This is a genomic window from Streptomyces sp. NPDC025721, from assembly GCF_055558595.1.
Window position 1 is genome coordinate 175,508 of sequence record NZ_JBVHMF010000017.1, and the last position, 6,805, is coordinate 182,312.

6 protein-coding genes are annotated in these 6,805 nt (G+C 67.5%); 5 read left to right on the forward strand and 1 reads right to left on the reverse strand.

What is annotated here, in order from left to right:
* Positions 1-59: 59 nt before the first annotated feature.
* Positions 60-908 carry a cupin domain-containing protein gene (locus tag ACZ4EF_RS23585; RefSeq protein WP_355335383.1) on the reverse strand — a complete coding sequence of 283 codons (849 nt, stop codon included), beginning with the start codon at positions 906-908 and terminating at the stop codon, positions 60-62.
* Positions 909-1,255: 347 nt separating this feature from the next.
* Between ACZ4EF_RS23585 and ACZ4EF_RS23590 the strand changes: the two genes are divergently transcribed.
* The 5 genes from ACZ4EF_RS23590 (at position 1,256) to ACZ4EF_RS23610 (ending at position 6,669) form a co-directional block, all read left to right on the forward strand.
* Positions 1,256-2,326, forward strand: a complete 1,071-nt coding sequence (locus tag ACZ4EF_RS23590; protein WP_467506332.1) for a C45 family autoproteolytic acyltransferase/hydolase — start codon at positions 1,256-1,258, stop codon at positions 2,324-2,326.
* 153 nt (positions 2,327-2,479) lie between these two features.
* A complete protein-coding gene (locus ACZ4EF_RS23595) occupies positions 2,480-3,700 on the forward strand; it encodes an extracellular solute-binding protein (protein WP_355335377.1) in 1,221 nt (406 codons plus the stop codon).
* Positions 3,701-3,794: 94 nt separating this feature from the next.
* A complete protein-coding gene (locus ACZ4EF_RS23600) occupies positions 3,795-4,859 on the forward strand; it encodes an ABC transporter ATP-binding protein (RefSeq protein ID WP_401854681.1) in 1,065 nt (354 codons plus the stop codon).
* Positions 4,856-5,797 carry an ABC transporter permease gene (locus ACZ4EF_RS23605; RefSeq protein WP_355335372.1) on the forward strand — a complete coding sequence of 314 codons (942 nt, stop codon included), beginning with the start codon at positions 4,856-4,858 and terminating at the stop codon, positions 5,795-5,797. The genes ACZ4EF_RS23600 and ACZ4EF_RS23605 overlap by 4 nt, the downstream gene beginning before the upstream one ends.
* Before the next feature lie 41 nt (positions 5,798-5,838).
* Positions 5,839-6,669: an ABC transporter permease gene (locus tag ACZ4EF_RS23610; protein ID WP_391048170.1), complete on the forward strand. Its 831-nt coding sequence runs from the start codon at positions 5,839-5,841 to the stop codon at positions 6,667-6,669.
* Positions 6,670-6,805: the final 136 nt, after the last annotated feature.

Sequence of the window (6,805 nt, forward strand, 5' to 3'; positions counted from 1 at the left end):
ACCCGAGGGTAGTCGGCGGTCGCTCATGTCCTGCCGCTGCGCCGGCGGTCGGCCTGGGGTCAGCCGGTGGCCGGCAGGTAGTCCGGGGCGACGCAGAACACCGCGCGGGCCCCCTTGGCCGCCACGTTGTAGAACGAGTGCGGCGTACCTTCCGGGATCTGGCACGAGTCGCGCGGGCCGAGCTCGAAGAAGACCCGCGTCTCCGGGAACTCGACATGGACGGTGCCTTCTTCGACGAAGAACAGCTTGTCGCCCTGGTGGGTGAACACGTCGCTGCGCTGGCCCGGCAGGAAGCGCTGCTTCCCGATGGTCACGTGCTCCGTGCTCAGCATGATGCCGGTGAGCAGCTCCCGGCCGCGCTTGTGCCCCTCCAGGCGCCACAGGATGTCCTCGTCCCTGGCCGCCCACATGGTCTTCGCGGCGTCGGCCTCGGCACGCGCCATCGGCCAGCGGCCGATGTACTCGTCCTGCTTGTGCTTGTAGGTGGTGATGTTCTCGTGGGTCTGCGCGTACGGCTGGCCCGTGCCGGTCTTGGGCGAGGGGTGGAAGAACTCCACGAACCGCAGCTCGGTGTCGCTGTAGTTCCACTGGTGGTGCCAGGTGTCCTTGCGGAACCAGGCCGCGTCGCCCGCCTCGATGACGAGGACTTCACCGGTGGTCGGGTTCGACTGGACCATCGTCCCGTCGAGAACGTAGAAGAACTCGTCGGATCCGAAGATCGACCGGTTCTCGTCCGAGTGGATGACGGCACCGCCGACCGGGATGGCCACGATGTTGACGCTCATCTTCTCGTCGCTCGCCAGGAACCAGTCCGGCAGCTTCCCTGACTCGTCGTCGCCCCACACCAGTCGCAGTGCGTCCCGGTAGGGCACGAGGCGAGGCTGTTTGCCTTGGTCGGTCTCTGTCATGTCACTTCTTTCTGCTTGCGGCGGTTCCGTGCGAACTGCCGGCGAACCCAGAACACGTCGTGCGCGGAGGCACCGCGTGACCGCGCCTCGCGTCCTGCCTGGCTGTCAGACAGCAGTGTCATAGTGCCATGGGCTGAGCTTGGCTTGCAATCACCTTGCGGTCACGGTTCGTCCGATTGAGCCCCGGTGGAAGTCCAGGTGAAACAAGTGCGACCTGGCTCTTGACAGGCCCGGCGGACGGACTCATCGTTACCTGCCAGGCAGCCAGACGACTTTTGAAATGTCAGAGAGACGTGGACTCGGTGAACTACGAACCCGGACATATTGCCGCATTTCGCACGATCTGTGTGGAGGGCGACCCGCGGAGACGCGGGGAGTCATACGGCCGCGCCGCCGCACCGGAGATCAAAGAGTCAATCCACCGCTACACCAGGGTCTTCCGGCACATGGTCGGCTGGGACTGGCAGCAGGTGCGGAAGTTCGCCCTGCGGTACGAACGGCCGATCGGCGACTTCTCTCCCGCCATCGGTGAGGAGATCGCGGGCATCGCCGCAGGCGCGGGGGTCGAGTTGAGCGACATCCTCGCGCTCAACGCGCGGAGCGAGATCATGTTCGCCGCCGCCCCGGCCCGCGCCCGGTCGATGCCGGCGGAGTGCACGTCCTTCGCGCTCATGCCGGAACGCACGGGCCAGGGCATCGTCACCGGGCAGAACTGGGACTGGCTGACCCACGCGCGACGGACCACGGTCGTCCTCGACGTCCGGCGGACCGACGCGCCCAACTTCGTGACCGTCGTCGAGGCCGGGCAGCTGGCCAAGGTCGGACTGAACTCGGCCGGCGTCGCCCTGTGCACCAACACCCTGATCGGCGACGTCCGCACCGACGGAGCCGGCGTCCCGTACCACATCCTGCTGCGGTCGGTCCTCGACGCCGGATCGGGGGCGGAGAGCGCGGAGCGGATAGCGACCGCCGACCGGGCGATGTCCGCGAACTACCTGATCAGCGACGGCACCGGCTTCTGCCAGAACCTGGAGACGCCCGCCAGCGACGGGGCGCCGGAGCGGATCACCCCGCGCGACGGGGTGTTGACGCACACCAACCACTTCCTGTCCGCCGGGCTCACCACGACGGACGACTACGCCAGGCGGAAGCCGCACACGCTCGACCGGCACCGCAACATCGAACTGCGCCTGCGCGACCCTCGCGTACGCACGATCCACGAGGTCAAGGAGGCCCTGTCCGACCACCACGACTGGCCCGGCAGCATCTGCCAGCACCCCGATCCCTCGATCGCGATCGAGGAACGGACCTGCACCATCGCCGGATTCATCATCGAACCCGACCGCGGCGTCATTCAGTACGGCGCCGGCAACCCCTGCTCGACCCATTGGCGGCAGCGCACCGTCTCAGGTGCATAACGTCCGTCGCCGCACTGGTGCGATGTAAGGCTGTCAGACATAGCGTAGAGGCGGAGAAGGTTGGACGTAACCGCCCTAAACGACCTATAGGCACGGCCGTCGAGTATTCCGGCCACCACATCAACGACCGAAGTACCGACCCAGGAGGTCACGTTGAGACGTTCTTCCCGGTGGCGAGTCGCCCTCGCCGGACTCACCGTCATCAGTGTCATCGGCGTCGCGGGATGCGGCAGCCCAGGTTCCAAGAGTGTCGAAGAGACCCCGGCCGCCGCGGACGGCAAGTTCCCCGCGGCTCCCAAGAAGCCCGTCACGCTCACGATCATGGACTCGGCCGGCGGACTGTCCGTCGCCAAGCCGCTGATCGAGGAGTTCGGGAAGAAGCACCCCGAACTGGTCAGCAAGATCAACTACACCACGACGACCTCGCCGGAGATGCCCGGCAAGCTCAAGGCCCAGCAGAACGCCGGCCGGGTAGGTGTGGACATCGTCCTGCTGGGGCCGGACAGCCTCGCCGCGGGCGTGAGTCAGAACCTGTTCACCAAGATCTGGCCCGAGTACAAGGACGGCCTGCCCGATCTGGAGAACACCTACCTCGACAACGCGAAGAAGCTCTGGAAGAACGCGCACGGCCAGGCGCTGATCTACGACACCGGCACGTTCGGCCCGCTGCTCGAGTACCTGCCGGACAAGCTGTCCGACCCGCCGAAGACCGCGCAGGAACTGCTGGAGTGGGCGAAGCGGAATCCCGGCAAGTTCCAGTACGCGTCCGTCGCGAACTCCGGACCGGGCTCGGCGTTCCTCCAGGGCCTGCCGTACCAGCTCGGCGACTCCGACCCGAGAGACCCGGAGAAGGGCTGGGACAAGACCTGGGCCTACCTCAAGGAGCTCGGCAAGTACATCGACAACTACCCGGCCAAAACCAGCGAAACCTACGCCAACCTCACTAATGGAACAGTGAAGCTGGTACCGTCCACCTTCGGATGGCACGTCCAGCCCCGTGCGGACAACCTGATTCCCGAGTCCGCCACCTTCACGGTCCTGGAGAACACGAAGTTCATCCTGTCCGGCGGATCGGTGGCCATCCCGAAGGGCGTCTCGGCCGACCACCTCGCGGTGTCGCTGCGGCTGCTCGGATTCATGCTCCAGCCCGAGCAGCAGGCCATGACCTTCGACCACGGTTACGTCTATCCGGGCCCGGCGATCAAGGACGTCACGGTCGACATGGCACCGCCGGAGATGGCCGAACTCAACAAGAAGTACGGCGTCGCCGACTACGACGACTACATCGCCAAGTATCCGGGCGCGGACCCGCTGCCCGCGGACGTCCTCGTCGCCGCGTACGACAAATGGAACCGAATCATTGGTGGTAAGTGACGTGAGAGCAACCCAGCGACGCGGTGAGTTCAGCGAGCTTCGGCTCGAAGGTCTGACCTGTGTCTACAACGGGAGCGTGGTCGCACTGGACTCCATGACTGCGACGATCAAGGCCGGAGAGTTCACCGCGCTGCTGGGTCCTTCTGGCTGTGGAAAATCCACCCTCCTCGGCTGTCTGGCCGGACATGTCACGGCCACCGAGGGCCGGCTCTGGGTGGACGACGAGCGGATCGACCAGCGGCCCGCGGAGAAGCGCGGCTTCGGCATGGTGTTCCAGAACTACGCGCTCTTTCCGCACCTGTCCGTCGCCAAGAACGTCGCGTTCGGACTCGAAGTACGCCGCATGCCCAAGCCTGAGGTGCGCGAGCGGGTGAAGTGGGCGCTGGACCTGGTCCAACTCCCCGACTACGCCGACAATCTGCCCGGCCGCCTCTCCGGCGGCCAGCAGCAGCGGGTCGCCATCGCGCGGGCCCTCGCACCGCGCCCGTCGATCATGCTGATGGACGAGCCGCTGTCCAACCTCGACGCCAAGCTCCGCTTCGAAATGCGCTCCGAGATCCGGCAACTCCACGACGAGCTGGGGCTGACCACCGTCTACGTCACGCACGACCAGGAGGAAGCCCTCTCGATCGCCGACCGGATCATCGTCCTGCGCAAGGGAAAGACCGTGCAGGACGGTACGCCCCAGCAGATCTACAGCGAACCGGAGGCGGATTACGTCGCCGACTTCGTCGGCTACCGCAACCGGCTCCAGGCGCACGTGGTCGGGGGGACCGGCCGCGAGCCCGTCGTCGAGGGGCACGGCATCACGCTGCGCGCCACGTCGAGCACCGACCTGCGGCCCGGACAGTCCGTGACCGTGCGGATCCGGCCGGAGGAGGTGAGCGTCACGGACTCCGCCTCCGCGGTGAACACGTTCGAGGCGGTGGCGCGCTCCACGCAGTACCACGGCCGCGACTTCACCGTGCAGGCCGAACTGCCGGACGGCGCGACCCTGTCCGTACGGACACCGGTGCGGCCGGAAACGGGCACGGTGCTCAAGCTGTCGATCCCGGTGGCGAGCGTCCGGGCCTTCGCCGCGGGAGAGCCTTCCGCCGCCCCGGCGGAGGGCTCCGACGACGGCGAGTCCACGGCTCTCGAACCGAGCGCGCTGTCATGACGGCGACCGTGGACACCACACCGGCCCGCGCCGACCGGGCGCCGGGAGGCCCGCCCGACTCGGGCGACCGCCGACGGGCGTGGCTGCGACGTCACGGACTCCACTGGGGGCTGCTGGCCATGCTGCCCGCGGTGGCGCTGATCGGGGTGCTGTTCCTGTACCCGATCGCCTACGGCATCGGCCTGTCGGTGACCCCCGACAAGGGCGGGACCTTCAGCAGCTACCAGCGGTTCTTCGAGGATCCGTATCTCCGCGAGACGATCTGGAAGACCCTGCGGATCGCGGTGGTCGTCGCCGTGATCAACACGGTGGCGGCGATGATCTTCGCCTACCCGCTGCGCGGCGCCGGACGGCGGAAGAAGTACCTCTCGACGGCCTTCCTGATCCCGATGACCCTCGGCAACGTGCTCGTCTCCAACGGGATGATCGCCTACATGTCCCCGCGGGGCTGGCTCAACCGGACCCTGATGAAGATCGGGGTGATCGACGAGCCCCTGATGCTGCTGCACAACTACACCGCCGTCGTGATCTCGATGGTCATCACGGGTCTGCCGCTGGCGTTCCTGCTGACCATGAGCCATCTCGCGTCCATCGACACCCTCTACGAGCGGGCCGCCGCGTCACTCGGCGCGGACCGGTGGACCCGGTTCCGGCGGATCCTGCTCCCTTTGTGGGCCCCGGGTGTGACCGTGGTCCTCTGTCTGACCTTCGTCCTGGGGTTCTCCGTGTTCGCCAGCGCGACCCTCGTGGGTGATCCCGCCGGCTCCACCCACGTCATCTCGGTCGAGGCCTACTTCCAGGCGTACCGGACCCTGGACTACTCGATGTCCATGGCGATGGTGGTCATCTCCGCCCTGGTCCAGATCCTCATCGTGGGCGCGATCCTGCTCCTGCGTTCCCGCCTGTACACGGGCCCGAGTTCCGGTCAGAAAGGGTGATCGCGGTGTCCGAGTCGTCTCCTACCGCACTGCGGAGCCGGATGCATCGCACCTGGGCCGGTGTCCTGCCCCGGTGGTTCTACCGCCTGCTGGTCGCCGTCTTCCTGGTCAACATCGCCGGGCTCGTCGCCTCCGTGACGGTCAGCTCCTTCGGTCGGCAGTGGTTCACCGGGTGGCTGCCGAAGGGGTACACGACGGACTACTACCGGTCGTCGTGGAACGAGTACGACCTCTCCCACGTCATGGTGATCACGGTCACCGTCGCGGTGGTCGTGGCCGCGCTCGCCGTGATCATCGGCGCTCCGGCGGCGTATGTGCTGGCAAGGGGGAACTTCCCGGGCAAGAAGCTGCTGATCCTGGCCTTCCTGCTGCCGCTGATGCTGCCGCCGGTCACCTACGGTCTGCCGCTGGCGACGCTGCTCTACCGGCTCGGCCTCGGCGGCCATCTGTCCGGGGTGATCGTGGCCAACCTGGTGCCGTCGGTGCCCCTGGTGGTCTTGCTGATGATTCCGTACATCCAGCAGCTCGACACCAACCTGGAACGGGCCGCGCGCTCCTGCGGGGCGAACGGTCTTCAGACGGTCCGGCGGGTGCTCGCGCCGCTGCTGCTGCCCGGAATCCTGGCGTCGGGCCTGCTCACGCTGATCCACACCGCGGGCAGTTTCGAGCTGACCTTCTTCAACTCGGGGCCGGGCAGCGAGACGCTCGTCGTCGCCCTGTACTCCGCCCTGTGGACGCCGGGCTTCCGCCCGCAGCAGTCGATCGACGCGATGTCGGTCATCTACATGCTCACCTGCCTCGTCCTGCTGTTCGTCGCACTGCGTTTCGTCAGCCCCGGCCAGATAGTGACGCACTCGCGCGAAGACGACTGACGCCCGCGCGAGGACGACCAGCCACAGCCCCTGGTGGGGGGGGGGGGGGGGGGGGGGGGGGGGGGGGGGGGGGGGGGGGGGGAGGGCGGGGGGGGGGGGGGGGGGGGGGGGGGGGGGGGGGGGGGGGGGGGGGGGG

Bases quoted from the DNA above. Each gene is read 5' to 3' on its own strand.
- ACZ4EF_RS23585 (WP_355335383.1), bottom strand. From the start codon at position 908: ATGACAGAGACCGACCAAGGCAAACAGCCTCGCCTCGTGCCCTACCGG.
- ACZ4EF_RS23610 (WP_391048170.1), top strand. From the start codon at position 5,839: ATGCATCGCACCTGGGCCGGTGTCCTGCCCCGGTGGTTCTACCGCCTG.
- ACZ4EF_RS23605 (WP_355335372.1), top strand. From the start codon at position 4,856: ATGACGGCGACCGTGGACACCACACCGGCCCGCGCCGACCGGGCGCCG.
- ACZ4EF_RS23600 (WP_401854681.1), top strand. From the start codon at position 3,795: ATGACTGCGACGATCAAGGCCGGAGAGTTCACCGCGCTGCTGGGTCCT.